The 24,514-nt window shown below is 62.4% G+C and carries 26 protein-coding genes and 4 tRNA genes; 8 read left to right on the forward strand and 22 right to left on the reverse strand.

The annotated features are described in order from the left end of the window. Positions 1 to 105: 105 nt before the first annotated feature. Positions 106 to 1,206 (reverse strand): D-alanine--D-alanine ligase family protein, encoded by a 1,101-nt coding sequence (locus tag BN2664_RS03195; RefSeq protein ID WP_007001655.1) that lies wholly within the window; start codon positions 1,204 to 1,206, stop codon positions 106 to 108. Positions 1,207 to 1,368: 162 nt separating this feature from the next. Between BN2664_RS03195 and BN2664_RS03200 the strand changes: the two genes are divergently transcribed. Beyond that, entirely contained in the window at positions 1,369 to 1,992 is a 624-nt protein-coding gene (locus BN2664_RS03200; protein WP_007001654.1) for an AMIN-like domain-containing (lipo)protein, read from the forward strand. On the opposite strand, the gene murA is transcribed toward BN2664_RS03200, so the two are convergent. Then, positions 1,993 to 3,318, reverse strand: coding sequence for a UDP-N-acetylglucosamine 1-carboxyvinyltransferase (gene murA, locus BN2664_RS03205; RefSeq protein ID WP_040317389.1), 1,326 nt, complete (start codon positions 3,316 to 3,318; stop codon positions 1,993 to 1,995). A 307-nt stretch (positions 3,319 to 3,625) separates the two neighbouring features. On the opposite strand from murA, the gene BN2664_RS03210 reads away from it, so the two are divergent. Continuing rightward, positions 3,626 to 4,387, forward strand: coding sequence for an IclR family transcriptional regulator (locus tag BN2664_RS03210; RefSeq protein ID WP_007001652.1), 762 nt, complete (start codon positions 3,626 to 3,628; stop codon positions 4,385 to 4,387). Here BN2664_RS03210 and BN2664_RS03215 read toward each other — a convergent pair. The 5 genes from BN2664_RS03215 to gltX form a co-directional block, all read right to left on the reverse strand. Further along, positions 4,384 to 5,505 (reverse strand): glycosyltransferase, encoded by a 1,122-nt coding sequence (locus tag BN2664_RS03215; protein WP_007001651.1) that lies wholly within the window; start codon positions 5,503 to 5,505, stop codon positions 4,384 to 4,386. The two genes, BN2664_RS03210 and BN2664_RS03215, sit on opposite strands and share 4 nt — an antisense overlap. A gap of 110 nt (positions 5,506 to 5,615) precedes the next feature. After that, positions 5,616 to 5,688 (reverse strand) — tRNA-Glu (locus BN2664_RS03220). Between the two features lie 93 nt (positions 5,689 to 5,781). Then, positions 5,782 to 5,854: transfer RNA gene (locus BN2664_RS03225), tRNA-Glu, on the reverse strand. Between the two features lie 38 nt (positions 5,855 to 5,892). Continuing rightward, positions 5,893 to 5,964 (reverse strand) — tRNA-Gln (locus BN2664_RS03230). Positions 5,965 to 6,210: 246 nt separating this feature from the next. Next, on the reverse strand, positions 6,211 to 7,728 hold the full coding sequence (gene gltX / locus BN2664_RS03235) for a glutamate--tRNA ligase (RefSeq protein WP_007001650.1): 1,518 nt from the start codon (positions 7,726 to 7,728) through the stop codon (positions 6,211 to 6,213). Positions 7,729 to 7,754: 26 nt separating this feature from the next. On the opposite strand from gltX, the gene BN2664_RS03240 reads away from it, so the two are divergent. Beyond that, positions 7,755 to 8,894: a MalY/PatB family protein gene (locus tag BN2664_RS03240; protein WP_007001649.1), complete on the forward strand. Its 1,140-nt coding sequence runs from the start codon at positions 7,755 to 7,757 to the stop codon at positions 8,892 to 8,894. A gap of 6 nt (positions 8,895 to 8,900) precedes the next feature. On the opposite strand, the gene BN2664_RS03245 is transcribed toward BN2664_RS03240, so the two are convergent. Further along, complete coding sequence (locus BN2664_RS03245) at positions 8,901 to 9,650, reverse strand: fumarylacetoacetate hydrolase family protein (protein WP_007001648.1); 750 nt, start codon at positions 9,648 to 9,650, stop codon at positions 8,901 to 8,903. A gap of 174 nt (positions 9,651 to 9,824) precedes the next feature. Between BN2664_RS03245 and BN2664_RS03250 the strand changes: the two genes are divergently transcribed. Together BN2664_RS03250 and BN2664_RS03255 are read left to right on the forward strand one after the other, a co-directional pair. Then, positions 9,825 to 11,642, forward strand: coding sequence for an AMP-dependent synthetase/ligase (locus tag BN2664_RS03250; protein WP_007001647.1), 1,818 nt, complete (start codon positions 9,825 to 9,827; stop codon positions 11,640 to 11,642). Continuing rightward, complete coding sequence (locus BN2664_RS03255; protein ID WP_007001646.1) at positions 11,623 to 12,564, forward strand: shikimate dehydrogenase family protein; 942 nt, start codon at positions 11,623 to 11,625, stop codon at positions 12,562 to 12,564. The genes BN2664_RS03250 and BN2664_RS03255 overlap by 20 nt, the downstream gene beginning before the upstream one ends. Before the next feature lie 57 nt (positions 12,565 to 12,621). Here the strand turns inward: BN2664_RS03255 and BN2664_RS03260 are convergent. The 3 genes from BN2664_RS03260 to BN2664_RS03270 form a co-directional block, all read right to left on the reverse strand. Continuing rightward, positions 12,622 to 12,703: transfer RNA gene (locus BN2664_RS03260), tRNA-Leu, on the reverse strand. A gap of 110 nt (positions 12,704 to 12,813) precedes the next feature. Beyond that, positions 12,814 to 13,335 (reverse strand): peroxiredoxin, encoded by a 522-nt coding sequence (locus tag BN2664_RS03265; protein ID WP_007001645.1) that lies wholly within the window; start codon positions 13,333 to 13,335, stop codon positions 12,814 to 12,816. Continuing rightward, positions 13,319 to 13,645, reverse strand: a complete 327-nt coding sequence (locus tag BN2664_RS03270; RefSeq protein ID WP_007001644.1) for a hypothetical protein — start codon at positions 13,643 to 13,645, stop codon at positions 13,319 to 13,321. Before BN2664_RS03270 ends, BN2664_RS03265 begins: the two co-directional genes overlap by 17 nt. A 113-nt stretch (positions 13,646 to 13,758) precedes the next feature. Between BN2664_RS03270 and BN2664_RS03275 the strand changes: the two genes are divergently transcribed. Next, the gene (locus BN2664_RS03275) at positions 13,759 to 14,295 is read left to right on the forward strand and encodes a DUF4916 domain-containing protein (protein WP_007001643.1); all 537 of its coding nucleotides are present in this window, start codon (positions 13,759 to 13,761) and stop codon (positions 14,293 to 14,295) included. 10 nt (positions 14,296 to 14,305) lie between these two features. Here BN2664_RS03275 and rdgB read toward each other — a convergent pair whose 3' ends face one another. Genes rdgB through clpS form a run of 6 tightly spaced genes read right to left on the reverse strand, consistent with a single transcriptional unit; the run spans position 14,306 to position 18,277 of the window. After that, complete coding sequence (gene rdgB, locus BN2664_RS03280) at positions 14,306 to 14,914, reverse strand: RdgB/HAM1 family non-canonical purine NTP pyrophosphatase (RefSeq protein WP_007001642.1); 609 nt, start codon at positions 14,912 to 14,914, stop codon at positions 14,306 to 14,308. Continuing rightward, positions 14,911 to 15,672 (reverse strand): ribonuclease PH, encoded by a 762-nt coding sequence (gene rph, locus BN2664_RS03285; protein ID WP_007001641.1) that lies wholly within the window; start codon positions 15,670 to 15,672, stop codon positions 14,911 to 14,913. The genes rdgB and rph overlap by 4 nt, the downstream gene beginning before the upstream one ends. A 33-nt stretch (positions 15,673 to 15,705) precedes the next feature. After that, positions 15,706 to 16,503 (reverse strand): MBL fold metallo-hydrolase, encoded by a 798-nt coding sequence (locus BN2664_RS03290; RefSeq protein ID WP_007001640.1) that lies wholly within the window; start codon positions 16,501 to 16,503, stop codon positions 15,706 to 15,708. After that, positions 16,500 to 17,312, reverse strand: a complete 813-nt coding sequence (murI, locus tag BN2664_RS03295) for a glutamate racemase (RefSeq protein ID WP_007001639.1) — start codon at positions 17,310 to 17,312, stop codon at positions 16,500 to 16,502. Before murI ends, BN2664_RS03290 begins: the two co-directional genes overlap by 4 nt. A 9-nt stretch (positions 17,313 to 17,321) precedes the next feature. Next, a complete protein-coding gene (locus BN2664_RS03300; protein ID WP_007001638.1) occupies positions 17,322 to 17,972 on the reverse strand; it encodes a DUF2017 family protein in 651 nt (216 codons plus the stop codon). After that, positions 17,969 to 18,277 carry an ATP-dependent Clp protease adapter ClpS gene (gene clpS, locus BN2664_RS03305; RefSeq protein WP_007001637.1) on the reverse strand — a complete coding sequence of 103 codons (309 nt, stop codon included), beginning with the start codon at positions 18,275 to 18,277 and terminating at the stop codon, positions 17,969 to 17,971. Before clpS ends, BN2664_RS03300 begins: the two co-directional genes overlap by 4 nt. A gap of 83 nt (positions 18,278 to 18,360) precedes the next feature. Between clpS and BN2664_RS03310 the strand changes: the two genes are divergently transcribed. Then, a complete protein-coding gene (locus BN2664_RS03310; protein ID WP_051014186.1) occupies positions 18,361 to 19,758 on the forward strand; it encodes a nicotinate phosphoribosyltransferase in 1,398 nt (465 codons plus the stop codon). Between the two features lie 126 nt (positions 19,759 to 19,884). On the opposite strand, the gene BN2664_RS09335 is transcribed toward BN2664_RS03310, so the two are convergent. Further along, complete coding sequence (locus BN2664_RS09335) at positions 19,885 to 20,103, reverse strand: HNH endonuclease signature motif containing protein (protein WP_308663185.1); 219 nt, start codon at positions 20,101 to 20,103, stop codon at positions 19,885 to 19,887. Positions 20,104 to 20,270: 167 nt separating this feature from the next. On the opposite strand from BN2664_RS09335, the gene BN2664_RS09430 reads away from it, so the two are divergent. Then, positions 20,271 to 20,399 (forward strand): hypothetical protein, encoded by a 129-nt coding sequence (locus tag BN2664_RS09430; RefSeq protein ID WP_269431465.1) that lies wholly within the window; start codon positions 20,271 to 20,273, stop codon positions 20,397 to 20,399. A gap of 398 nt (positions 20,400 to 20,797) precedes the next feature. Here BN2664_RS09430 and BN2664_RS03320 read toward each other — a convergent pair whose 3' ends face one another. The 4 genes from BN2664_RS03320 to BN2664_RS03340 all read right to left on the reverse strand — a co-directional run bounded on the left by BN2664_RS03320 (position 20,798) and on the right by BN2664_RS03340 (position 24,160). Then, the gene (locus BN2664_RS03320; protein WP_007001633.1) at positions 20,798 to 21,196 is read right to left on the reverse strand and encodes a hypothetical protein; all 399 of its coding nucleotides are present in this window, start codon (positions 21,194 to 21,196) and stop codon (positions 20,798 to 20,800) included. A 402-nt stretch (positions 21,197 to 21,598) separates the two neighbouring features. Then, a complete protein-coding gene (locus tag BN2664_RS03330) occupies positions 21,599 to 23,389 on the reverse strand; it encodes a DEAD/DEAH box helicase (protein ID WP_007001631.1) in 1,791 nt (596 codons plus the stop codon). Further along, the gene (locus BN2664_RS03335) at positions 23,386 to 23,712 is read right to left on the reverse strand and encodes a DUF3039 domain-containing protein (RefSeq protein ID WP_007001630.1); all 327 of its coding nucleotides are present in this window, start codon (positions 23,710 to 23,712) and stop codon (positions 23,386 to 23,388) included. Before BN2664_RS03335 ends, BN2664_RS03330 begins: the two co-directional genes overlap by 4 nt. Positions 23,713 to 23,878: 166 nt before the next feature. Beyond that, positions 23,879 to 24,160, reverse strand: coding sequence for an HU family DNA-binding protein (locus tag BN2664_RS03340; RefSeq protein ID WP_007001629.1), 282 nt, complete (start codon positions 24,158 to 24,160; stop codon positions 23,879 to 23,881). Between the last annotated feature and the right edge of the window lie 354 nt (positions 24,161 to 24,514).

Consider the following 24,514-nt stretch of genomic DNA (forward strand, 5'->3'; position numbering starts at 1 on the left):
TTGAATATGCAACTACGGGCGGGCTGGCCACATTCATTTGCTTTTCGCCGGGCTGATCGGACCACATGCCCAGGCACAAGCAATCTCAGCCGGGCCGGCTAGGCATTACCTCCGCCCGGCCGGCCGGGAAGCCGCCTGCGCGCAGAGCTCGTTAATCAGCTCCGCGTAAGGCAAGCCCGTCGCCTCCCACAGCGCCGGATACATGGAAACATTCGTAAATCCGGGCATTGTGTTGATTTCGTTGACGACGACGCGGCTCGGCCCTTCTTCGGTCAGGAAGAAATCGACTCGGGTCAGGCCTTCGCAATCAAAGGCCGTGAAGACCCGGCAGGCCATTTCCTGCATTTCCGCCGCCAAATCCTCCGGCAGCTTGGCCGGGATTTGCATGCGGAACCCACCGTTATCCTCGTACTTTGTCTCAAAGTCGTACCACTGAGATGTCAGCACAATTTCACCCAAAACCGAGGCGCGCGGCCCGCGCCCCTCGCGCCCGCCAAGTACCGCGCATTCAATTTCCCGACCAGGAATGCCCTGCTCAATGAGCACCTTGGAATCCACCTTGTGGGCCACTTCTATGGCCGCATCCAAATCCTCCATGTTCGCCACGCGCGAGATTCCCAGGCTAGATCCGGCGCGAGCCGGCTTCACGTAGAGCGGGAACTTCAGCCGCGAGGCTTCTTCCCGCACGGCGTCGGGCTCATTGGCCCAGCGGGGGGCGTCGGCCAAAACATAGGGGGTGAACGGGATGCCCGCCTCCTCCAAAACGACCTTCGTGAAGTGCTTGTCCATTCCGGCGGCGCTGGCGAACACGCCGCAGCCGACGTACGGGATCCCCATCATTTCGAAAAGTCCCTGAATAGTGCCGTCTTCACCGAAAGGCCCGTGCAAAAGCGGAAAGACGATATCAATGCGGCCCAGCGAGCGCATTTCCTTGCGCTCATTGACCACGCAGAACTCCGCCCCCGGACCGAAACCAGCGATGATTTTTTCTTCGCCAACCTGCACTTCGCCGTGTGGCCCGTTCGCCTCGAGCCCCTCCGGATCGTCGATCCCCGGAACCCAGGTGCCGTCCTTCGCAATCGCGATCGGCACCACCTCGTATAAGTCGCGGTCAATCGCTCGCATAACCGACGCCGCCGTGAGGCACGAAACCGAATGCTCCCCGGACATTCCCCCGTAGACGAGAGCAACACGGATTTTTTCCACAGTGATACCTTTCCCTGGTTGAGTTGCCTCTAACAGTACCCCGCGAGGCCTAGCTCCCCGCTACATTAACGCGTGTTTTCTACGCAACTGCGGGGCGTAGCCTTGCGCGCACAGTAGCGCGGCCTTGCGCGCACACCAGCGAGGCGCCGGTAGAGTAGCTTCATGAAGAATGTAAGCCGCATCGCAGTTGTTATCCTCGCCGCCGGGTTAGCCGGTTGCTCCTCGCCGTCACCCCAGCAGAGCGCTTCGGAATCTCCCTCCACCGTTTCTGCGACGACGGCGTCGCCCACCACGGCCGCGCCGACACCAACTTCCGCTACCCCTACGGCCGAAGCAAAGCTGGAAGGTTTCGATATTTCTGAGCGTCAATCGGAGGGCTTCCCGGCGCTCGACGGAACGATGGTGGAGATTGCCTCCAGCCGGGTTGCCGCCCACGACGGTTTTGACCGGGTGGTTGTGGAATACAAGGGCGCCGGGAACCTCGGCTGGCACGCCGGGTGGGACGCCCAGGCGATCACCGACGGGCGCGGCGAGGCCGTGGACATGCCGGGCAAACGCTTCCTCGAAGTGACCGTTGCGAACGTCAATATTCCTACGGACCTCACCGATCTGCCGGAGATTCAGCCCGCGAACCTGGGAGGCGCGAAGGCCGTGGCCGGGGTGCAGGTCGATTTCCCCTTTGAGGGGATGCACATGCTACACATTGGCGCGGATAAAGACCGCCCCTTCCGCGTGCAGGTTTTGCAGAACCCCACCCGGTTGGTGGTCGATATCGCCAACGAGTAGCTAGTCTTCGAGCACCTCAATATTCGCACCGAGGGCCTGGAGCTTGCCCACAAAGTTTTCGTAGCCGCGGTCAATCACGTCGACGCCGGACACGCGGGACTCCCCTTCCGCGGCCAGCGCCGCGATGAGATGGGAGAACCCTCCGCGCAGATCCGGGACGTGAATATCCGCGCCGGTGAGCTGGGTGGGGCCCTGGATCACCGCAGAGTGATAGAAGTTTCGCTGCCCAAAGCGGCATTCGTGCCCGCCCAGGCATTCGCGATAAGTCTGGATATTCGCGCCCATTTCGCGTAGCGCCTGGGTGAAGCCGAAGCGGTTCTCGTACACGGTTTCGTGGATAATCGAGAGCCCGGTTGCCTGAGTGAGGGCGACGACGAGCGGTTGTTGCCAGTCCGTCATAAAGCCGGGGTGCACATCGGTCTCAACCACGATTGCATTGAGCTCCCCGCCCGCATGCCAGAAGCGAATTCCGTCGTCGAGCACATCAAACTGCCCGCCGGCCTTACGGAAAGTGTTGAGGAAGGAAACCATCGGCTGCTGCTGGGCACCACGCACGAAAATATCGCCCCCGGTGGCCAACGCCGCCGACGCCCACGAACCGGCCTCAATGCGGTCGGGCAAAGCGGTGTGATGAAAGCCGTGGAGTTCCTTCACGCCTTCAATCCGGATGGTGCGGTCCGTATCGAGCGAAATCACCGCGCCCATTTTCTGCAGGACGTTAATGAGGTCCTCGATCTCCGGCTCCACCGCCGCATTGGAAAGAACCGTGATGCCGTCCGCCATTACCGCCGTCAGTAGCGTCTGCTCTGTGGCGCCAACCGACGGGTAGGGCAAGGTGACGGGCTTAGCAGTGAGTCCCTTCGGGGCCACCAGGTGCATGCCCGCCGGCTCCTGGACGCGCTTGGCCCCGAAATCCTCTAGCACGTGGAGATGAAAATCCACCGGGCGCGCGCCAATATGGCATCCGCCCAGGTCGGGAATGAAGGCTTCCCCTAGCGCGTGCAGGAGCGGACCGGCGAAAAGGATGGGGATACGCGAGGATCCGGCCAAGGCGTTGACCTCGAGCGGGTCCTCGGGAAGGTGAATGCGGCCCGGGGTAATGGTGACGGTGCCTTCTTCGGCTTTGTAATCGACGTCCACTCCGTGCAAACGCAGCAGGTTTGAAACCACTTCGACGTCGCGAATTTGCGGCACGTTCCGCAACACGGACGTTTCCTTGGTGAGGAGGGCCGCGACCATCGCTTTCGACACAAAATTCTTCGCTCCACGGACGTGGATCTCCCCCTTGAGGGGCTGACCACCGCGGACAAGAAGCTGAGAAACCATAACCATCCCTTCAGGCGCTGAGCGCACCGCAATTGCTATCGCAAGGCAAATGCCAGCGCGAAGCTTACGAATCGTTAGTCTACCGGGCGAAGGCTGAGCGCTCTGGGGCTTGCGCCGGCGCGTCGCTCGGCCGGGCACTGCGCCGCCCAGGCCGAGCACCGCGCCACCTCACCCGCGCAATAACCAATATTCGGGAAAACTATCCCCGCCCCTGCCGTATTCCACAGTGAGAGGCAACGCACTGCGCGGGGGCACGATCTACTCACATTGCCTTGCTTCCCAAGCTTTGAGATGGAAATATCACAGCATGGACGCCAAGAAAGATTCAAATTCGCGCGAGCATGAAGGAAGCGGGGTCGGGGTACTCGACAAAGTCACCGCCGTCCTCGATGCGCTAGAGGCCGGGCCGCAGACGCTGGCCAACCTCGTCACGCAGACGCACCTGGCTCGCCCGACGGCGCACCGCCTCGCCGTGGCCTTGGAGTTCCATCGTTTTGTGGCCCGCGATGGCCAGGGCCGGTTCGTACTTGGCCCGCGTCTCTCCGAGCTTTCCTCCGCCGCCGGCGAGGATCGCCTGCTCACCGCGGCACACCCCGTGCTGGTTGCCCTACGCGACCATACCGGCGAATCCGTTCAGCTTTACCGCCGCCAGGGCGAGCAGCGCGTCTGCGTTGCCGCGGCCGAACGCGAGATGGGCCTGCGCGATTCGATTCCGGTGGGCGCGGTGCTTTCCATGAAGGCCGGCTCTGCGGCGCAGGTTCTGCTGGCCTGGGAGGAGCCGGATCGCCTCCACCGCGGCCTGCATGGCGCGTCCTTTACCGCCACTAATCTTTCCGCGGTACGACGCCGTGGCTGGGCACAATCCGTCGGCGAGCGGGAAGCTGGCGTCGCCTCGGTTTCGGCGCCCGTACGCGGCCCGAGCGGGCGCGTAATCGCCGCGGTTTCCATCTCCGGCCCAATCGAACGCATGAGCCGCCAGCCCGGCCGCCTGCACGCCAATGCCGTGGTGGCCGGCGCCAAGCGCCTGACGGACGTTCTACAAACTACCGAAAGCCTGGAGCAGGCTTAGCACCGCACCTCGCTTATCGCGGCGGCATACTCATTCTCCGTCAGATGCGCCACCCGCTCCCAAGTTTCGGCCGGCTCAACTTGCTCGTTGTGCTCAGATATATACCCGCGCAGGCCGTCGTCAGCCAAAATCAGCGCTAGCTGGGCGGCGACGTCGTGGTCGGTTTCTCCAAGTAGCCCGGAAACACCGTTTACTAGGAAGTCATCGGCGCCGGTGCCGCGCGGGGTGACCACCGGCAGGCCGGCGGCGCGCGCCTCGAGGGTGGCGATGCCGAAGGACTCCAAGCGCGAGGTGCTGAGGTAAATATCCGCGTGGGCGTAGGCGGCCATCAGCTCTTCGCGGTTGGCACGCCCGGGCAGGAAAGCCCAGCTCGCGGCATCGTGAGCGCGGATCCACGACTCGAGTTTCGCCCGTTGCGGCCCTTCGCCGTAGATGGTCAACCGCGCCTCAACGCCGGACATTTCGCGCGCGAGCCGGGTTACTTCCAGCATCTCCAGGGTACGTTTGCGCGGAGCCAGGCGGCGGGCGGCCACAATGTGAAACGGCTCTTCCGCTGGCCGGCTGGCGCGCGGATGCTCGGAGCGATACCGCGCAACGCGCCGCCACTGCGATAGCTCCACGCCATTGGGAATCACGGCCACCGAGCCGTGATCGCCGATAATTTTTTGCACCTGCCCGGCCACCAGCGTGGACGGCGCGCTGTGACGGATGCCCGGGCTGGTCAGCGGGCGAATAAATGGGATAAAGGCGGCCTCGGTGGGGCGAACCACGCTATGCCAGGTGACAACCGTGGGCAGGCGGTGCCGGCGCGCGAGCATCAGCCCATGCCAGGCGAAGGGCGAGACCAGGCCGGTATGGATATGTACCACGTCCGCGCCGCGCATCGCCGCCAGCAGGCGCGGCCCGGCGAGCGGATTGACCGGGATATTCCCTAGGAAACTCGTGGCGAGCCGCAGCACCGGAATGCCGCCGACCCGCGATTTTGAGAAACCCGTCTCGGTTTCCGTGGGGGTCGCCGTTACGACGACGACGGAGTGCCCTCGGCCCTGGAGTACCTGCGCGATGTCATGCACCTGCGCCTCGATGCCTCCCAGGCGCGGCAAGAAACAATCTGACACTAAAGCGATACGCACCCTCGAAGTATCGCATATTTGGAACTCCCGTCAGCCAGCCGGGCGGGCGGCACTGCGCGAGCATGAAAAAAAGCGGATCTTGCGATCCGCTTTTGTACCCCGTACCGGATTTGAACCGGTGTTACCGCCGTGAGAGGGCGACGTCCTAGGCCGCTAGACGAACGGGGCCTATATTGGTCCGATCCGCCGCGGCAAGCGCGAAAAATCGGGATGGAACGCAATCTTGCGATATTGTTCCGCTCTTGAGGAGTCAAGAGTTTGTACCCCGTACCGGATTTGAACCGGTGTTACCGCCGTGAGAGGGCGACGTCCTAGGCCGCTAGACGAACGGGGCCTCAAGCAGACAAAGCCGTAAGCTTTCGTCATACTTCGCTGGGGTACCAGGACTCGAACCTAGAACGGATGAACCAGAATCACCTGTGTTGCCAATTACACCATACCCCAATGGGTTTGCCGCTCTATCAAGCCGTTTGCATGCTTGTCTCGGCGACGAACATCTATATTAGTACGAATCCGGCTTGCCCGCAAACCCGGAGCAGGTGGAACACCTCACGTTGCCGGAAGGCCGAGCGCACGTTACGACAGTCCGCCATGCGGGCATTGCACCGCGGGGCGCCTCCCAGAGGAAGCGCCCCGCGATATTTCAGTTTCGACTCGCCCAGCAATGCTTCGAGCCGTGCCCTGCCCTGGCTACGCCTCGGCGCATGCCTCCAGCTTGGCGAGCAACTGGTCAATGCGGGCCAGCGCCTCGCTCTTGCCCAGAATGCCAATCGAGTCAATCACCGGGATCGAAACGTTTGTGCCGGTCATGGCCACAAACAGCGGGCCGTAGGCAAGCCGCGGCTTGATCTCCATCTCGTCAACCAGCTTGGCGTCAAGCGCCGGCTTGAGTTCCTCGGGCGTGAAGGCGACGTCGTCGAGCGAAGAAAGAACCTCACGCGCGCCGCGTAGCACCTCGGGCGCAGAGTCCTTGAGCTTACGGACGGCCTTATCGTCGTACTCAATTTGCTCGCCATCAATGAAGAGGAAGCGGAGCAGATCATTCGCCTCGCTGAGCACCTGGATGCGGGTCTGCGCCAAGGGAGCGGCCGCCGCCAGCACCTCCCGCTCAGAATCGGAAAGCTCATCGTAGGAATCCGCCGAGAGCGCGTCCACGTAGGAAACAATGCGCCGAGTGAAATCCCCCACCTCGAGCATGCGGATGTGGTCGGCGTTGATCGCGGTGCACTTCTTATTGTCGAAACGCGCCGGGTTGCCGTTCACATCGGCAATATCGAAGTTCTCAACCAGCTCCTCGCGGCTGAACACGTCACGGTCGGCCGAAAGCGACCAGCCCAGCAACGCCAGGTAATTGATCATGCCCTCGGGAATAATGCCGCGGTCACGATGCAGGAACAGGTTCGATTCCGGATCGCGCTTCGAAAGCTTCTTATTGCCCTCCCCCATCACGTACGGCAGGTGCCCGAAGCGCGGGGTGAACTTGGCGATGCCCAGTTCCTCAAGCGCGCGGTAGAGCACCAGCTGGCGCGGGGTGGAGGAAAGAATGTCCTCGCCGCGAAGTACGTGGGTAATTCCCATCATCGCGTCATCGACCGGGTTAGTGAGCGTGTAAAGCGGATCGCCATTGCCGCGCACAATCACGTAGTCCGGGACGGTGCCGGCCTTGTAGGTGATTTCTCCTCGCACCAAATCGTCGAAGGTCAGATCTTCATCGGGCATGCGAATTCGCAGGGACGGCTTGCGCCCCTCGGCCCGGAAGGCTTCCTTCTGCTCTTCGGTGAGGTCACGATCGAAGCCGTCGTAGCCGAGCTCGGGGTTTTCGCCCCGGTCGATATGGCGCTGGCGCACCTCCTCCGGCGTCGAGAATGACTCGTAAGCGTAGCCGGCCTCAAAAAGCTTCTTCGCTACTTCCTGGTAGATCTCGCCGCGCTCGGACTGGCGGTACGGACCGTGGGGGCCGCCCACGCCAATGCCTTCATCCCAGTCCAGGCCCAGCCATTTGAGGGATTCGAGGATCGCCTGGTAGGACTCCTCGGAATCGCGTTGCGCATCGGTATCTTCGATGCGGAAAACAAAAGTCCCGCCGGTGTGGCGCGCGTATGCCCAGTTAAACAGGCAGGTGCGAACCATTCCCACGTGGGGAGTGCCGGTCGGAGACGGACAGAAACGTACGCGGATATCTTTGCCCGCAGCGGTAGTCGTAGCCATGATGGTCTCAAGGATACGCTAGGTTCATGACATACAGCTTCGATTCAAAAACACTTGACGTTCTACTCTCCGAGGGCTCACGTAAGTGGTCCGAGTACCCCGATTGCATAGGCATGTGGGTGGCGGAAATGGACCTGGGCATCGCCCCGGAGATCCGCGATTACCTCATTGGCGAGGCGCAACGCGGTACCCTCGGCTACCTTCCGCCGCAAGATAGCGCCAAAATCCTCGCCTCCGCCGCGAACTGGATCGGGCAGTTCGGCGAGCGGCCCGACCCGGAACAGATGCTTCTTATCCCCGAGGTCCTCAGCGGTTTGCGCCTGGCGATCAGCGATTTCACCGCGCCCGGCGCGCCGGTGGTAGTCCCCACCCCCGCCTATATGCCGTTTCTCACTATTCCCGGTGAGTTCGGACGGGAAGTCATTCAGGTGCCTTCCTTGTTCGACGGCGCACATTGGAGCCTCGATTTTGACGCGATCGAGGCGGCCCTCTCCGAAGGTTCGCTCTTCGTTTTGTGTAATCCGTGGAATCCGGTGGGGCGCACCCTCACCCGCGAGGAGCTTCTACGCATCAGCGAAATTGTGGAGCGAAAAGGCGCGCGAGTTTTCGAGGACGCCATCCACTCCAGCATTATTATCGACGGCGCCTACATCCCCTACGGCACCCTCACCCCCACCACGAAGGCGCATACAATCACGGCTTTCGCCGCTTCCAAGGGCTGGAACATCCCCGGCTTGAAAGCCGCTCAGCTCATTTTCCATAATCCTGACGACGCCGCCGCTATCGCCCCGCGAGCTTCGGCAATTTCCAGCCCTACCAGCACAGTCGGGGCGCGGGCCGCGCGCATTGCCTTCGAGGAAGCCGGCGACTGGAATCGCGAAGTGTGCACGTATCTGGCCGAGAACCTGGCGCTCCTGGAAGAGCGGGTAGCTAAGTGGCCGGGCGCGCGCATGGCCCATGTAGAAGGTACCTATATCGCCTTTATCGATTTCAGCCAGGCCGGGCTGGGCGACGATCCGGCGCAGACCATCCGCGAGCGCGCGAAGGTTGCGCTTACCTCCGGCATCGCCTGCGGCGCGGGGTATGGCCAGTTCACTCGCATGATCCTGGCCACCCCGCGGGCGATCGTCGAAGAAGCCCTCGACCGGATGGAGGCGATACTGTAGCCGCGCCTAGGCCAAATGCGGGGCGAAGACCTCGTTGCGGATCGTTCCGATTCCCTCGACTTCCACCTCGACGACGTCACCGTGACTGACTTCCGGCTTTGCGGTGGGAGTGCCGGTGAGGATCACGTCTCCCGGCAACAGCGTGCTGTGGTGGGAGGCAATGGAGACCAGTTCCGCGATGGAAACGCACATATCCGCGGTGGACGCATCCGTGCATACCTCGCCGTTGACGCGGGAGGTAATACGCAGATCAGCCGTATCTAGCTCGGTTTCGATCACCGGGCCCATGGGAAGGGCCGTGTCCCAGTATTTCGCCTGGGCCGGCCCCACTCCCGTGGCCGAGAAGTCGTTAATAACGGTGTAGCCGTAGACGTACTTGAGGGCGTCCTCTGCGCTGACATTCGTTGCGGCGCGGGCTAGCACCACCGCGATTTCTGCCTCGTGAGCCAGGCCGGGGGCCCAGGACGGCAAAATCACCCGCGAGTACGGGCCCACCACGGCCGTATTGGGCTTCAAGAAAGTTGAGAAGTCCTTCGCGGTATTTCCGGCTACGTAAGTGCCGCCAAATCCGAAGGCTTTGGAACGCGGAATCATGGGCGCCACCAAATTTGCCTCTGATTCGGGCACCCGCTGGCCGGTGGGGCGGATATCGTGGGCAAAGAGCGGATCGTCAGCGAGCACAATGTAGTCGCGAGCATCGGCGTCGTAAATCGCGTAACGCGGGCCTTGATCAAGTGAAAGACGAGCAATTTTCATGGTCTTTAGACTACCCGGAGGTAGCCCGCGCCGGCGCGAGTTCGCGGCAAGGGTGCCGTTCGCTCCGACACTCAGTTAATATATAGAAAGAATTTTATCGGCAAGATCGCTTTTTTGCCCGGCAAAATCCCGGGCCGAGCAATTAGCCACGCCGCCCACGCTTGGAGGAAACAGATGAAGAAGCTACGCAATGGCTCGCTTTACGAGAAACCGCATTTCTCGGTGGCCGATCAGAACCAGACCATTGCGTGGCTACTGCAGCGCCAATTCGAGAAGGATCCGGAGCACATTGCCGTGCGCGTGAAAGACGAGCTGGGTAAATCTTGGCGTGGCTACTCCATGGCGGATTATCTGGCGCTGGTGCGCCGGGCCTCGCGGGGACTGCTCGGCTTTGGGCTAAAGAAGGGCGATACCATCTCGATCCTCGGCTCCACCTCGTTCGAGTGGGCGGTTATTGATGCGGCGGCGATGAGCATCGGCGTCGTCGTCGTGCCGATTTACGAAACCAGCTCCGCCGAGCAAATCGAGTGGATGATTACGAACTCCAACGTGACCACGGTCTTCACCGATTCCACCGCGCACGCCGAGCTGGTGGCTTCGGTAGCGCCGAAGGGAACCGGGCCGGCGATCCTTATGGACCGCGCCGCGCGCGCCAAGCTGGACGAGTACGCGGAGAAAATCTCCGAAGAACAGCTTCAGGCCGCCATGGATCAGGTGACCGCGGACTGCCTGGCAACCATTGTTTACACCTCGGGCACCACCGGCAAGCCGAAGGGCGTGGAACTCACGCACGGCAACTTCGCGCGAGCCGCGCTCTCCCTGCAGGAAGCGGAAGGCCCGCTGGTCAATCCCGACGACGCTTCCCTCCTGCTTTTCCTCCCCCTCGCCCACATTATGGCGCGAATTATCAACTACACCGCGCTAACCACCGGCGTTACCCTCGGCTACGTGCCGAATATTCACAACCTGCTGGCGGATTTGGCGACGTTCAAGCCGACGATCCTACTGGTGGTCCCGCGCGTGCTGGAGAAGGTTTACAACGCCGCCGAAGCTAAGGCCGGCGCTGGATTTAAGCGCAAGATTTTCCGCTGGGCCGCGAATATGGCCGTGCGGGACGCCACCAAGCGCGTGCGCGGTCCTTTGCATCGCCTGCAGATGGGCGTGGCGCGAAAGGCCGTGCTCAATAAGTTGCGGGCCGCGGTGGGCGGACGCGTGCGCTGGGCGGTATGCGCCGGTGCGCCACTGGGAACCCGGCTGGGGCGTTTCTATAAGGGAGCTGGCATCACGGTGGTGGAAGGCTGGGGGCTCACCGAAACCACCGGCGCCGCCACCGCCACTCGCCCGCCGAAGCCGGTGCTCGGTAGCGTGGGCCATCCCATGCCCGGGAACATGATCAAGTTGGAGGACGACGGCGAAGTGCTGGTCAAGGGTGCAATCGTCTTCCGCGGCTACCACAATGATCCGGAGGAAACCGCTCGCTCCCTCAAGGACGGCTGGTACCGGACCGGTGATATTGGGACCATCGATAAGCAGGGCAATCTCACGATTACCGGGCGCAAGAAGCACCTCATTGTGACCGCCGGCGGCAAGAACGTGGCCCCGGCCGTGCTCGAGGATCGACTCTCATCCCATCCGCTGATTTCCCAGGTGGTAGCAGTTGGCGACAAGCGCCCCTTCGTCTCCGCGCTTATTACGCTCGACCAGCAAATGCTTCCCTCCTGGCTACGCTCGCACGGCCAGCCGGAGATGACGCCGGCCCAGGCAATCCAGTCCGAAGCGGTGCAAGAATCCCTGCAGCGCGCCATTGACCGCACGAATAGGCAAGTCTCGCGCGCGGAATCAATCCGCAAGTTCAAGATTCTGCCCGGCGATTTCACTCTGGAAAACGGCATGCTCACCCCTTCGCTCAAGGTCCGCCGCGAGATCGTGCTCGATCGCTTCGCGGACGTCATTGAGGATATTTACGCCCACGATGACCGCAAGAAGAAGTAGCGCGCAGCGCGGCGCTGTGCCCGGCCCCGCGCTGCAAGGCGCCGCGCTCGGTGCCGCGGGTCTAGCCTTCGCCGTTATTGGCTCGCCCATTCGTCACTCGCTCTCCCCGCTTTTGCACACCACCTCTTTCCGGGCGCTGGGCATCAACGGGACCTACCTCGCTCACGAGGTGACGGCCGAGCGAGCGGACGCGGCGGTCCGCGCCCTGCGCGAGCTCGGGTATGCCGGCTTCAACGTCACCATGCCGTGCAAGCAGGCGGTAATGGCCAGCCTCGATGAGCTCTCCCCCGAGGCCGAACTTATGGGCGCGGTAAACACCGTTGCCCGGCGCGGCGAGCGCCTCATTGGTTTCAATACCGATGGCGCGGGGGCACTGCGAGCCATTCGGGCCGCCGGAGTGGAGCTAGACGCCGTCGAAGATATTCTTGTTCTCGGTTCGGGCGGAGCAAGCTCGGCTATTTATACGCAGGCCGCGATGGAGGCGGTCCCCCGTGTCAGCGTCTTCGCTCGGCCCGGTTCGAAAAACTGGGAGGCTACTCGCCGGCGCATTGCGATGCTCAATGAGCGCACCTCGGCGAGGCTTGAACTCCATCGGCTCGACGATCCCGCGCACCTTGCCGAAGCCGTTGCCGCGGCCCAGGTAATTATCAATGGCACGAATGTGGGAATGGCTCCGCGCGAAGAGGAAACCGTGCTAGATACAGACCTTTTGGGCCCGCAACACGCGGTTTTTGACGCGGTCTACAATCCGCTGGAAACCCGTCTGCTACGCGAGGCGGCCGCCGCCGGTGCCACCACGATTTGCGGGCTGGAAATGCTTTTGTGGCAGGCGGTGCTGGCCGAAGAAATTTGGCTTGAACGTAGCGACATCCCCGTCGCCGCCATGCGCGAGGCACTTAGCGGCGCGCGCCGCGCCGGGTGATTCCCCGTGGCGTAGCGCTACTCCGTGCGCTAAGCGCTACGGCGAAGCGCTACTACGTGCGCGAGGGGGGACTTGAACCCCCACGCCCGAGGGCACTGGAACCTAAATCCAGCGCGTCTGCCAATTCCGCCACTCGCGCGCAACTGTGGAAGTCTAACCTATTTGGCAAGTAGATCGCCATGCCGAGCTTTGTTAGGCCTCTCGCTATTGGCACGCGGCGCCGTGCGGCACAGGCGATGCCGCGCCGCGCTAAGCATCGATGCCGAGCTCTCGCCGTAGCCGAGCCACGTGCCCGGTCGCGCGCACGTTGTACATGGCCCGCACAATTTTCCCGCTTCGATCCGCCACGAACGTCGAGCGAATCGTACCTACACTCTTGCGGCCATAGGAGTTCTTCTCGCCCCACGCGCCATAGGCCCGATGCACCTCGTGGTCCGGGTCGGAAGCGAGCCGGAAGTTCAGGCCGTGATTGTCCTGGAACTTCTCAAGCTTGGCCAGCGGGTCGGCAGAAATTCCAATCACCGTGTAACCGGCCGCCCGTAGCGAGTTGAGATTATCGCGAAAATCGCAAGCTTCCTTCGTACATCCCGGCGTCTCCGCCTTGGGATAGAAGTAGACGACGACGCCGCTTTCCGCCGTCGCGATTTCGTCGTGCAGGTGGAACTGCTGCGCGCCAGGGCCTTCTTCGCCCGGCAAGGCTGTTGCGGGAAGGGTGAAGTCTGGTGCGACGTCGCCAACCTCCAGGCGATGTGCTTCAGCCGAGTGGTTCATTGAGCTGTCCTTTCGCTATAACGACGATCCATGCCAAGAAAACGAGGAGACCGATGCCATTTGGCCAGAATCCGACGGTGCCGGGCGAAAACCAGAGGGCAAAAAGGAGGCCCCCGGCGAAAACCCAAGCATTGTTGATTTTGTAGCCAACTGCGGCGCCGATCAGGCCGAGCGAGGCGAGAACGATCGGCGCGAGGAATCCGGCGAAGAAGCCGGAGCGGGCGACGCAGACCCAGCCGAAAACGCACAGCGCGAGGCCATAAACGAGCAGTACAATGCTGAGAATTCGAGCCGCTTGTGTGGAACGCATGGATCTAGGTTACCCGCACCCGGCGCGCCCGGCGTTCCACCGCACGAGAAAACTAGCGCCGCGCCAGTGCCATTTCGGCTGGCAGGAGGAATTCGCGTGGCAGTATTAAGCGCATGAGCGAAATTGATTCGGCAGATATGGGGCCGTGGCTGGGGCCCGATGAACTCACTTTTGTCCGAGCCAAAACGCCCATTCCCTACGTGGACGTGGTGCCGGTGCGGCTCGATGATCAGGGCCGGGTCGTGGCGATTGGTATGCTGCTACGCCTCGACTCGGTGGGGATCACCCGCGAGTTCCCGGCCGGGCGAGTGCTTTTCCACGAGCCGCTGCGCGAGGCACTGGTTCGCCATATTGAAAAAGACTTCGGTCCGATGGCGCTCCCGCAGATTCCCGCCTCAATTACGCCATTCGCCGTGCAAGAGTACTTCCCCACCCCCGCCGGCGACGACGTTTTATTTGACGAACGCCAGCATCGAATCGACCTGTGTTATATCGTCCCAATTCAGGGTGACTGCAAGCCCGGTGACGACGCCCTCGAGTTCTCTTGGTTCACCCCGGGTGAGGCTCGCACCCCCGATTTACAGGCCGAGATGTCACCCGGGCACGCCGCGCTTTTGCGGCGCGCCCTGGCGCATCTTGGTTTGCTCTAGCGCGGGGCTGCTAGCGCGCGCCTAGCGCCCGCGCGACATGCGGCGCGAGCTGGCGAAATGCCTTGCCGCGATGGGAGATCGCGTCCTTTTCTTCCATGGTCAGCTCGGCGTTTGAGCGATCCTGGCCCTCGGCCATAAAGATCGGGTCGTAGCCAAAGCCGCCCTCACCGCGTTCCCCATAAAGCAACACACCGGGCATATCCGCTTCGCAGACGATTTCCTCGCCCTCTGGCGTTACCATCACCGCCGCGGCGTGAAAACGCGCGCCGCGATGGCGATCGGGGACATCTGCCAACTGAGCTAAAAGTAGCTGCCGGTTAGCGGCGTCGTCCCCGTGCTTGCCACTCCAACGCGCGGAGAAAACGCCCGGCGCCCCGCCCAGGGCGTCAACGCAAATCCCCGAATCGTCAGCGAGCGCAATTACTCCCTGCGCAGCGAGTTGACGGGCCTTAATAAGCGCATTGCCGGCAAAGGTGACCTCGTCTTCCACCGGCTCGGGCAGATCAAAATCCGCGGCCGAAAGGAGCGTAATGCCGGGCAGATACGGCGCCAGAATTGCTCGTAGTTCCTCGACTTTATGGGCATTGTGTGTTGCCAGCGCAACCTTAGTCGCAGTCATCGCGCGATAATCCCTTCCTCGATCGGATCATCGCCGAACAGCACCTCGCGCTGGAGCTCAGCCAGGCGCCGATTACCGGCGTCGGCAAGATCAAGCAACTGCCCCAAATCCTCCCGTGAGAACGGCTTATGCTCAGCGGTCCCCTGGATTTCGATGTAGTCGCCGGCGCCAACCGCGACCACGTTCATATCCGTCTGCGCGCGCGAATCTTCTTCGTAAGGCAAATCGAGCACGGCCTGGCCGCCAACGAACCCAACAGACACGGCGCTTACACTATCGCGCAAAATTGCTCGGTGCGGCATAGCCTTGGAGTGAATCCCCCAGCTCACAGCGTCCGCAAGCGCCACGAAAGCGCCGGTAATAGAGGCAGTGCGAGTTCCGCCGTCGGCCTGCAAAACATCACAGTCGAGCGTAATCGTATTTTCTCCCAACGCTTCCAGGTCGACGACGGTGCGCAGGCTACGCCCAATCAGGCGCGAAATCTCATGCGTGCGCCCGCCGACTTTCCCCTTCACGGATTCGCGCGCCGAGCGCTCATTGGTGGCGCGCGGAAGCATGGCATATTCGGCAGTAACCCAGCCGCGGCCCTGGCCCTTCAGCCAGCGCGGCACGCCCTCAACAAACGAGGCTACGCACAGCACGGTGGTCTTCCCGTAGGAAACCAAAACGCTACCCTCGCCCGCATCGAAATAGTGACGTTGAATTCTTACCGGGCGTAGCTCATCAATTGCTCGCCCATCTGCACGTTGAAACACCATGCGTCGAGGTTATCGCGCCGGGCAACACCGTGCCTATAGTTTGAAGGCTTCCCCGGCCTTGACGCAGGAGATCGGGCCTTCAAATTCGCCGCGCGCCTCGCGGGCCACTTCCTTCGGATCCGTCCACGGCTGCAGGTGTGTGAGCGCGAGTTGCTTGGCCCCCGCGCGCTGGGCGAGCTGGCCGGCGCGGGCACCCGTCATATGCACCCCGCGCACGTCCTCTCGATTTTCCTCGTAGGCGGCTTCCGAAAGTAGCAAGTCCGCGCCCACCGCTGCCTGCACCTCGGTTTCGCACAGGTCGGTATCTCCGGTGAAAGTCAGCACCGCCATCTTGCCCTCGCGAATATCCGACGGGCCGGTAATTCGGTAGGCCAGGGCCTCCACCGTGTGCTCGGCCGCGAATGCCTCAATCCTCATTGGCCCCACGGTGAAGCTATCCCCCGCCGCTACCCGGCGGAAGTCATATTCCGTTTCGTAGGTATCGGAAGGATCGTCGTCTGACAGTTGGAGCATCCGCCGGCGTCCATCGCCCGGCGAGTACACCGGAATCGCGGGAAGCGGGCCCGAGGGAATCCAGCGCCGATACACCTGCATTCCCACCAAATCCGCGCAGTGGTCGGCGTGCAGGTGCGAAATCGCAATGGCATCCAGCATCGCCGGATCCGTGTAGCGCAACAGGTGCCCCATCGCGCCGGGGCCGAAATCCAGCACCATGGTGTAGGTTTTCACCCCTTGCGTATCCGAAGGCCCATCTGCCTGAACCAGATACGACGATGCCGGGGATTCGGGCCCAGACATCGAACCTGAGCACCCGATGATGGTAAGTCTCACTGTGGTAGCTCCTTCGTGGATAGTGGGGCTCCGACCTCAGGACCGAGGAAACGGCGCGCTAGATGCCCGAAGGATTCCGGGTCACCCGTCGCGTAAAACTTGTGCTGCGGATTATCCATGCCCGCGAAGAGGTCGGCCTCGGCGAGGGCACGGTAAACATCCCGAGCGGTTTCATCCGCGGAGGAGACAATCGAAACGCTCTCACCCATGGTGTAGGAGATAACTCCCGCCAAGAGCGGATAGTGCGTGCAACCAAGCACCAGCGTATCCACCCCCGCCTCACGAATAGGCGCCAAGTATTCTTCCGCCACCTGCTGGGCATCTGGCCCGGCGGTGATTCCGGACTCCACCAGCTCCACAAAGCGCGGGCAGGCCTGGGTGGTGAGCTCAATTTCCGGCGCGGCGGCAAACGCGTCCGGGTACGAACCAGAGGCGATCGTCGCCTGGGTGGCAATCACGCCCACTTTCTTGTTGCGAGTCGCGCTGACCGCGCGGCGCACGGCGGGGCGGATCACTTCAAGAACGGGGATTCCGAGTTCCACCTGATAGCGCTGGCGAGCATCCGCCAGAGCGGCGCTCGTCGCGGAGTTGCAGGCGATGACCAGCATTTTCACGCCCGAAGCGACCAGCTGATCCATAATGTCGAGCGCAAAGCCTCGCACCTGCGAAATCGACTTGGTGCCGTACGGGCTGTTGGCTGTATCGCCAATGTAAGTGACGGGCTCACCCGGGAGCTGATCTAGGATCGCGCGTGCGACCGTTAGACCTCCAACACCGGAGTCGAAAATACCAATTGGTCGCGTATCCACGAAATCAATTTAACCGCGTAATTGCTTATTTCGGACGGCCTGGACCAGTGAATCTTGCCACCAGGCAAGCATGATGTAGAGCACCTTCATCAAGTCTTCGGAGTTTTGCACCCCGCCGCCCTCGCCCTGCAGGATTGCCCAGGCATCGTCGTCGACCGCCCGCGCGCTGTCCTCGTCATGGATTTCCAGGCGCGAGGCGAGCACAATTCGAATGTCGTTAGCGGCCGCGGCCCATTTGCCCACATCCTCGTTTCCCACCCACACCGATTCTTGGCGGAGCGAGTTCACAAAGAAGCGCAGGTTCTCAACCTTCTGCTGCGAGATCGACTCTTCGGTCATATCCCGCAGTTCCCCGGCCAGTTGCGGGTCCTCGGCCATATCGGGGAACAAACGTAGCAAGGCATTATCCATGGGTGCGAGCGCATGGTGGGCGGCAACGGCGTCGTCCTCCTCCAGCGCCGCCTCCACATCGGCGAACTCCGCCTCGTAGTCCTCCAGCGGGTCGCGCTCGGGGTCGGGCGGACCGATCGGGTCGGCCTCTTCATCAATGTGGTAGCCGAGGAGCTGGGCGACGTCGCGCGCCACCCCCGCCAGCAGGCGCCGCTCGTTCTCGTCCGCACCGCCCATATAGCCGCCACGCCAAGGTTTGAATCCAATCACGCCGACTCCTCCTCGATGGTCGCCATCAGGCCGAAGGTGTGCATCGCGCGCGCATCCGCCTCCATCGTTTCGCGCATTCCGCGGGAAACCACCGCCCGGCCGGTGTGGTGGACGCGCAACATGAGCGCGTGCGCGCGCTCCAGCGGCATGCCAAAGTATGACTCGAACACCCATTCCACATAGCTCATTAAGTTCACGGGGTCATTGTGGACCACCGTTTGCCAGCGCCCGGCTTCTCCCGCCGCGGTTTCCTCGCCTTGCCGCGCGGCCGTGCTTGGGTCAGATCCTTGGGTCATGCTTTCCATTCTAGGATGTCGCGCGATTCTTATCAGGCCAGGCTCCAAGCACGCATTACTTGCGCCCATTAGGTAATCGTGGGGCTATGCTTATGCGCATGACGCAAAGCACAGCTTTAATGACGGACATGTACGAGCTGACCATGATCGACGCGGCTCTCCAGTCTGGAACTGCTTCTCGCCGTTCGGTTTTCGAGCTTTTCGGGCGGCGCCTGCCAGGCAACCGCCGATATGGGGTTGTCGCCGGCACGGGCCGCGTTCTCGATGCCATCGAAAAGTTCCGTTTCGGTGACGAAGAGCTCACCTACCTGCGAGACAACCACGTCGTCTCCGAGCGGGCGCTGGAGTGGCTGGCGGATTACAAGTTCACCGGCGATCTTTACGGCTACGCAGAAGGCGAGCTTTATTTCCCGGGTTCCCCGGTCATCACCGCGGTTGGTTCGTTTGCCGAGTGCTGTGTGCTCGAAACGGTGGCCCTGTCGATTATGAATTACGACTCGGCGGTGGCAACCGCGGCCTCGCGCATGACCATTGCCGCCCACGGCCGGCCCTGCGCTGATTTCGGCGCTCGCCGCGCTCACGAGTCTGCGGCAGTCGCCGCTGCTCGCGCCGCATATATTGCTGGCTTCTCGTCGACGTCGGACCTCGAAGCCGGCCGCCGCTACGGCATCCCGGTTTCGGGTACCTCCGCCCACTCGTTCACGCTGGTACACGATTCCGAGCCGGACGCTTTCGCCGCGCAAATTGAGAATATGGGCGTTGGTACCACGCTTCTGGTGGATACTTACTCGATCCCGAGCGGCGTCGAGAATGCCGTCAAGGCCGCGCGTGATGCTGGCGGCGAGCTCGGCGCGGTGCGCATTGATTCAGGCGACCTCATTGCCGGCGCTTTCAAGGTGCGCGAACAGCTCGACAAGCTCGGCGCCACGAAGACGAAGATTACGGTGACCTCGGATCTGGATGAATATGCTCTGGCCGGCCTGCAGGCCGCCCCGGTGGATGGCTACGGAATTGGTACCCGCCTCGTGACTGGCTCCGGCTACCCCACCGCCCAGCTCGTTTACAAGATCGTCGAGCGCGAAGGCTCGGACGGCAAGATGCATGAAGTTGGCAAGCGTTCCGAGAATAAGGCTTCCGTCGGCGGTCTCAAGGTGGCCGGGCGACTGAGCGAGGACGGCCACGCCTCCGAGGAGCTCATCGTCTCGGCGCAGACCTTCGAGGAGGGCCTGGAGTACATCCGCTCCCGCGGCGCCCGCCCGGTGCAGGTGAAGCTCATTAGCGAGGGCAAGATCGACGACCGCTACCGCGCCCGCAACGTCCTGCCCGAGGCCCGCGACCGCCATATCAGCTCTCGCCGCGACCTCCCCTACGACGGCTGGCGCCTCTCCGGCGGTGATCCGGCGATCCCCACCACGTACGTCGATATCTTCTCCGACGACGACGCCCCCAGCCAGGCCACAGAGAAGGGCAATCCCTTCGCCTCCCGCTAAGGCCATCGCCTAGCCGGCGGGCGCTAAGCCAGCACCCGACTTTCGGGCAAAGTCCAACCGCCCGACCAAGGCCGGCCCGGCGGTTGAGCTTTGCCTCGCCTTAGCCGTGCCACCGGTGTGTTCCGATCAGGCCTTGGGCGTCGTTTTCAAAGAGGACGCGAGGTCATGGATGTGGATCCGGACGTGCCCCTCGTGGACGTAGCGGTGATGGCGCCAGCACAGACAGACAGCGTTGCTGATATCTGTGCTGCCCTTGCCGCTACTCCACTCTTGGGCGTGATGGATCTCGCAGGTGCGGTAGGTATCGTCACAGCCAGGGAAAATACATCCGCCGTCGCGCGCAATGACCGCATTCTTCTAAGATGGCGAGTAGAGCCGGGTTTCTCGACCCGTGTCGAGTACCGTGCTGGCGCCGTCGAACACGGTTCGCACGACGCGCCGGCCCCGCAAGCCGCATCGAGCACGCCGGCCCCATGATAGCCGGCACCAGCGACATCAGCCCGCAGGCTGTCATGCACACTTCAGGCATCAGCCTGAAGGTATCGATTATCGAGATCTTGGACGTGCTCGGCCGTTCGGCGGGCACACTCCTCCTCGGAACGCGCTCTTCTGGCCGCGGAGGTGCGGCCTGGAGGCAGTAGGGACACTCGGGCATTCCGGCTAGCGGACGCGAATGCCCGCAGGGCACAGTTGCTCCATCTAACCCAAACTCATTGCCTGGATTCGAGGCAGAAATGCGCAAGAGCGAGCGCCTGCCCTTGTCGTAGCCAGCGTTGAGAATCTCCATCTTGCGTTGAACGCGCGCACTGAGCTTCGGGGCCCACCTGGGTTTGGAGCCCCGGTCTCGCACGGCGTCTCGCCTGCCCCTCCAGATATGTCTAATGGATGCACGGGCAACATGGTTCCAGATGAAATCGGAGCATCTTCCGAGATATCCGCTGGCGACGGACACCTCCCCGACGCTCTTCCGATGTCGGAGATGTTATGACAGGCCCAAAAGCACCCGCGCAGCTAGCGAGATATTCGCTCGGAATGGGTGTCAAACATCTTGGGCAAACCGGACCGCGGTCGTTTCCCGCGCAAGGCGGCAAAACCGTGAGTTGCGCGTAGCGCTCAGCGTCGGATAAGGAACTCGTACGAGGGAATCGCGGGGCCAGGTGATTGCTTGCCTGGGCGCCCGAGTTGGCTCGCTACTGGTGCCGTTGAGAACGGCGCTGGTGAACGCTACGGACCGCCTGTCGGGCAAGCTCCGATGATCGCTGAGGGCCTTCCGCCCGGTAATCATTTTCATCCAGGTCGCGATGTGCTGGCCATCAATATCGTCAAAATCGCCGAAGATCTTCCATCCGGATTCGTCCTTCGCGGCGGCAAAATACAGGCGTGACGCCTTCCGACTTGACTTCGTCTTACGTTCTACCGTTGTGGGCATGGTTTTCATCGCCCAGGCCCTCAGCTTTTACCAAATTCACTCGGGCTGGATGATTTCCGAGCCAGATCGAGTAAATCCTGCTCGGATTCGGGGTGAGAGAACACGTAATCCCTAATGTGGCCGGCACTACCCCGCCGCGTGAGCATATCCAGATAGTTCGCGGAAAGGCGACCTTCACCGATGGCCTGCCCGAAAAGCGGATAAGCGGTGCTCGTCCGCGCCCGCGCCAACACCTGGCGCGCACTCGTCGAGGTTTCGCCAACGGTTTCTAAAAAATCCGCGGGTCCTCGAATTGCACCGGATCATCGGAATGGCGTGAATCGTCAGCGCCGGCTCCAGCTCCGGGGGTATCGTTTTCGACGCCGCCGCCCGCGCCAGCGCCAGCCCGCGCCAACCAGCCCAACACCAGCCCTAGCGCCGCCCAACAAACCAGTGACGAATTTTGTTGACGCGGGCCTCGATCTGGTCGGCAGAGGCACGCGCGACTTCCGGCCCACCACACGCGCGGCGAAGCTCGGTATGAATCAGCGCGTGCGGGTCGCCGGACTTCTGCGCCCAAGCGGAAACAAGCTGGGAGAGTTCCTTGCGTGCTTTTCGCCGGCGCTGAGTCTCGGACATCCCCTGTGCGCCAGCCGCCCCCGCCGCAGAGCGCCGGCTTTTCGCCTGCTCAGCCTGGTGCTGGCGAAGCAGAGTGGTCACCTGATCAGGCTCCAAAAGCCCCGGAATCCCTAAGAAATCGGCTTCTTCATCCGAGCCGACCGCCGCGCCCAGGCCAAACTCACCACCGTCGAACAGCGCACGGTCAAAAGCGGCGCCGGATTCGAGGGCCTCGAAACCGGGAAGCATGAGGTCTTCTTCAGCTCGCTCCTCCCGATTGGCTTCCTCGAGGGCGGCGTCGTCCCAGCCAGTTTCGCCGCGTCGCACGGATACCACGTGGTCGCGCTGCTTTTCCAATTCGGACGCCAGCCCTAGCAGCTGCGGCACCGAGGGGAGGAAAACGGTGGCCGTCTCACCGCGCCGTCGGGCACGCACAAAACGCCCAATGGCCTGGGCAAAGAACAGCGGTGTGGAAGCGCTGGTGGCGTAAACGCCCACGGCCAAGCGCGGCACGTCCACGCCTTCGGATACCATCCGCACCGCGACCATCCAGCGCCCGGTCCCGTCCGAGAATTCCTGGATTTTGTCCGATGCTCCGGCGTCGTCGGAAAGAACGACGGTGGGTTCCTCCCCGCTCACCTCGCGCAACACATCCGCGTAAGCGCGCGCGTCAGACTGGTTCGAGGCAATGACCAACCCACCCGAATCGGGAATGGAGCGACGCACCACGGTGAGGCGCTCGTCAGCGGCGGCCATCACCGCGGGAATCCACTCCCCCTTGGGGTTGAGGGCGGTGCGCCACGCCTGCGAGGTCATGTCCTTCGTAAGCGGCTCGCCGAGGGTTGCCTCCAGCACGTCACCCTGCTTGGTCTGCCACCGCATTTGGCCTGAATAAGACAGGAAAATCACCGGACGCACAACGCCGTCGCGTAGGGCCTCCTCGTAACCGTAGGTGTAGTCCGCCCGCGAAGTGAGGTTCCCGTAGCCGTCCTTTTCGTAGTCCACGAACGGAATCAGCGCGGTGTCCGAGCGGAAGGGCGTACCCGTCAAGGAAAGTCGGCGCGCGGCGTGTTCGAAGGCGGCGCGAATGCCGGCACCCCAGGAAAGCGCGTCACCGCCGTGGTGGACTTCGTCCAGGATCACGAAGGTTTGACGCGCGCCGGTGCGGCGCCGATGAAGCTCAGGGTTGGCCGCGACCTGCGCGTAGGTGACGCATACGCCGTTGAAGAAGTCACCCTCCTGGCGCTGCGCGTTAGTGAAATCGGGGTCGAGTTGGATTCCCACGCGTGCCGCCGCGTTCGCCCACTGAGTCTTCAGGTGTTCGGTGGGGCAAACCACGGTGATGGTCTGCGCCTCCCCGCGCGCCAAAAGTTCCACCGCCACCCGCAGAGCGAACGTTGTTTTCCCAGCTCCCGGGGTCGCCACGGCGAGGAAGTCCCGCTCGTGGGAGTTCATGTAGAGGTTGAGTGCTTCCGCCTGCCAGGCACGTAGCGACGACGTCGTTCCCCACGCCGCGCGCTCAGGAAACGCCGGAGGGAGGCTCTCGGCGGCGCGAAGCGAAGGTGTTTGCGGGGTATTACGTGGCTGGCTGCTACCCAGCCTCACTTCCCACTTCCCGGAACGTCCGGGCCAAATGGCCAGCCACTACCCTGTTTGCCCATTTGCTCGAAAATTTCTTTACACACCGGGCAGACAGGGAAGCTCTCCGGGTTGCGGGTGGGCACCCAAACTTTCCCGCACAGTGCCACCACCGGGCGGCCGGTAAAAGCGGACTCAAGTTGGCGTTCCTTGCGCACGTAATGCGCGTAGCGCTCTTCATCACCCGGCGACTGCTCTTCTCGCGTGCGCTCTAAAACGTCAACAGAGGAAGCGCCTTCGGTTTGCGGACTCTGCGGAGCATCAAGCGGCTGAGAAGAACAAGTGATCATGTGGGAATTCTACTGCCCCACCTCGCGTAGTCCAGAAGTCCGCACGCGTGAGAATGTCTACTCGCCTCGCGCGCGAAGCGTGCACGACGGCGAAGCGCGCACAAGCCAGGCCGGCCAAAAGAAAAAGGCCCCGCATTTTGCGGGACCTTTTGAAGCCGTTAGAAAGTTACTTCTGGACGGCGTTCTTGAGGTTGGAACCAGCCGAAATCTTTACGCCGTAGCCAGCGGGGATCTCGATCTCTTCGCCGGTGCGCGGATTGCGACCCTTGCGAGCAGCGCGCTCGGTGCGCTCGAAGGACATCAGACCGGTGATCTTCACCTGCTCGCCCTTGGAGAGCGAGTCAACGAGGACCTTCTGCAGCGCGGCGATCGCCTTGTCGGCGTCGGACTTGGACAGGCCGGCTTCTTCGGCGATGGCCGCGATAAGCTCAGTGCGGTTGAGGGACATATGAATACCTCTCGTCTTATTGATCTAACTTCCATGGCTCGAATTCGAACCACTAGGCAGAAATGTAGCGGAATATCGGGCCACTTGCGGAATTTCGAGACGAATTGCCGCGTGTCTTCGCCAAACGTGGAGAACATGAGGCACTTTTGTCACAAAATCCCCAATTCTCCTACCTGAGATGGAGATTCGCACCCCTGGAGTGTGAACATCATCCGGCCCATCGCGCCGACCACCGGCCTATAATGAGCATCGAAAGTATCGGGGCCGCCGCCGGGCAGGCGGGGCTCCCGCGCTCATACGCGGCGGCGCATCGCGCGAGGTTTTTCGAAGCGCCCACACACCGTAGCGGCGCGC

The organism is Actinobaculum massiliense, assembly GCF_001457435.1.
GTDB lineage: Bacteria > Actinomycetota > Actinomycetes > Actinomycetales > Actinomycetaceae > Actinobaculum > Actinobaculum massiliense.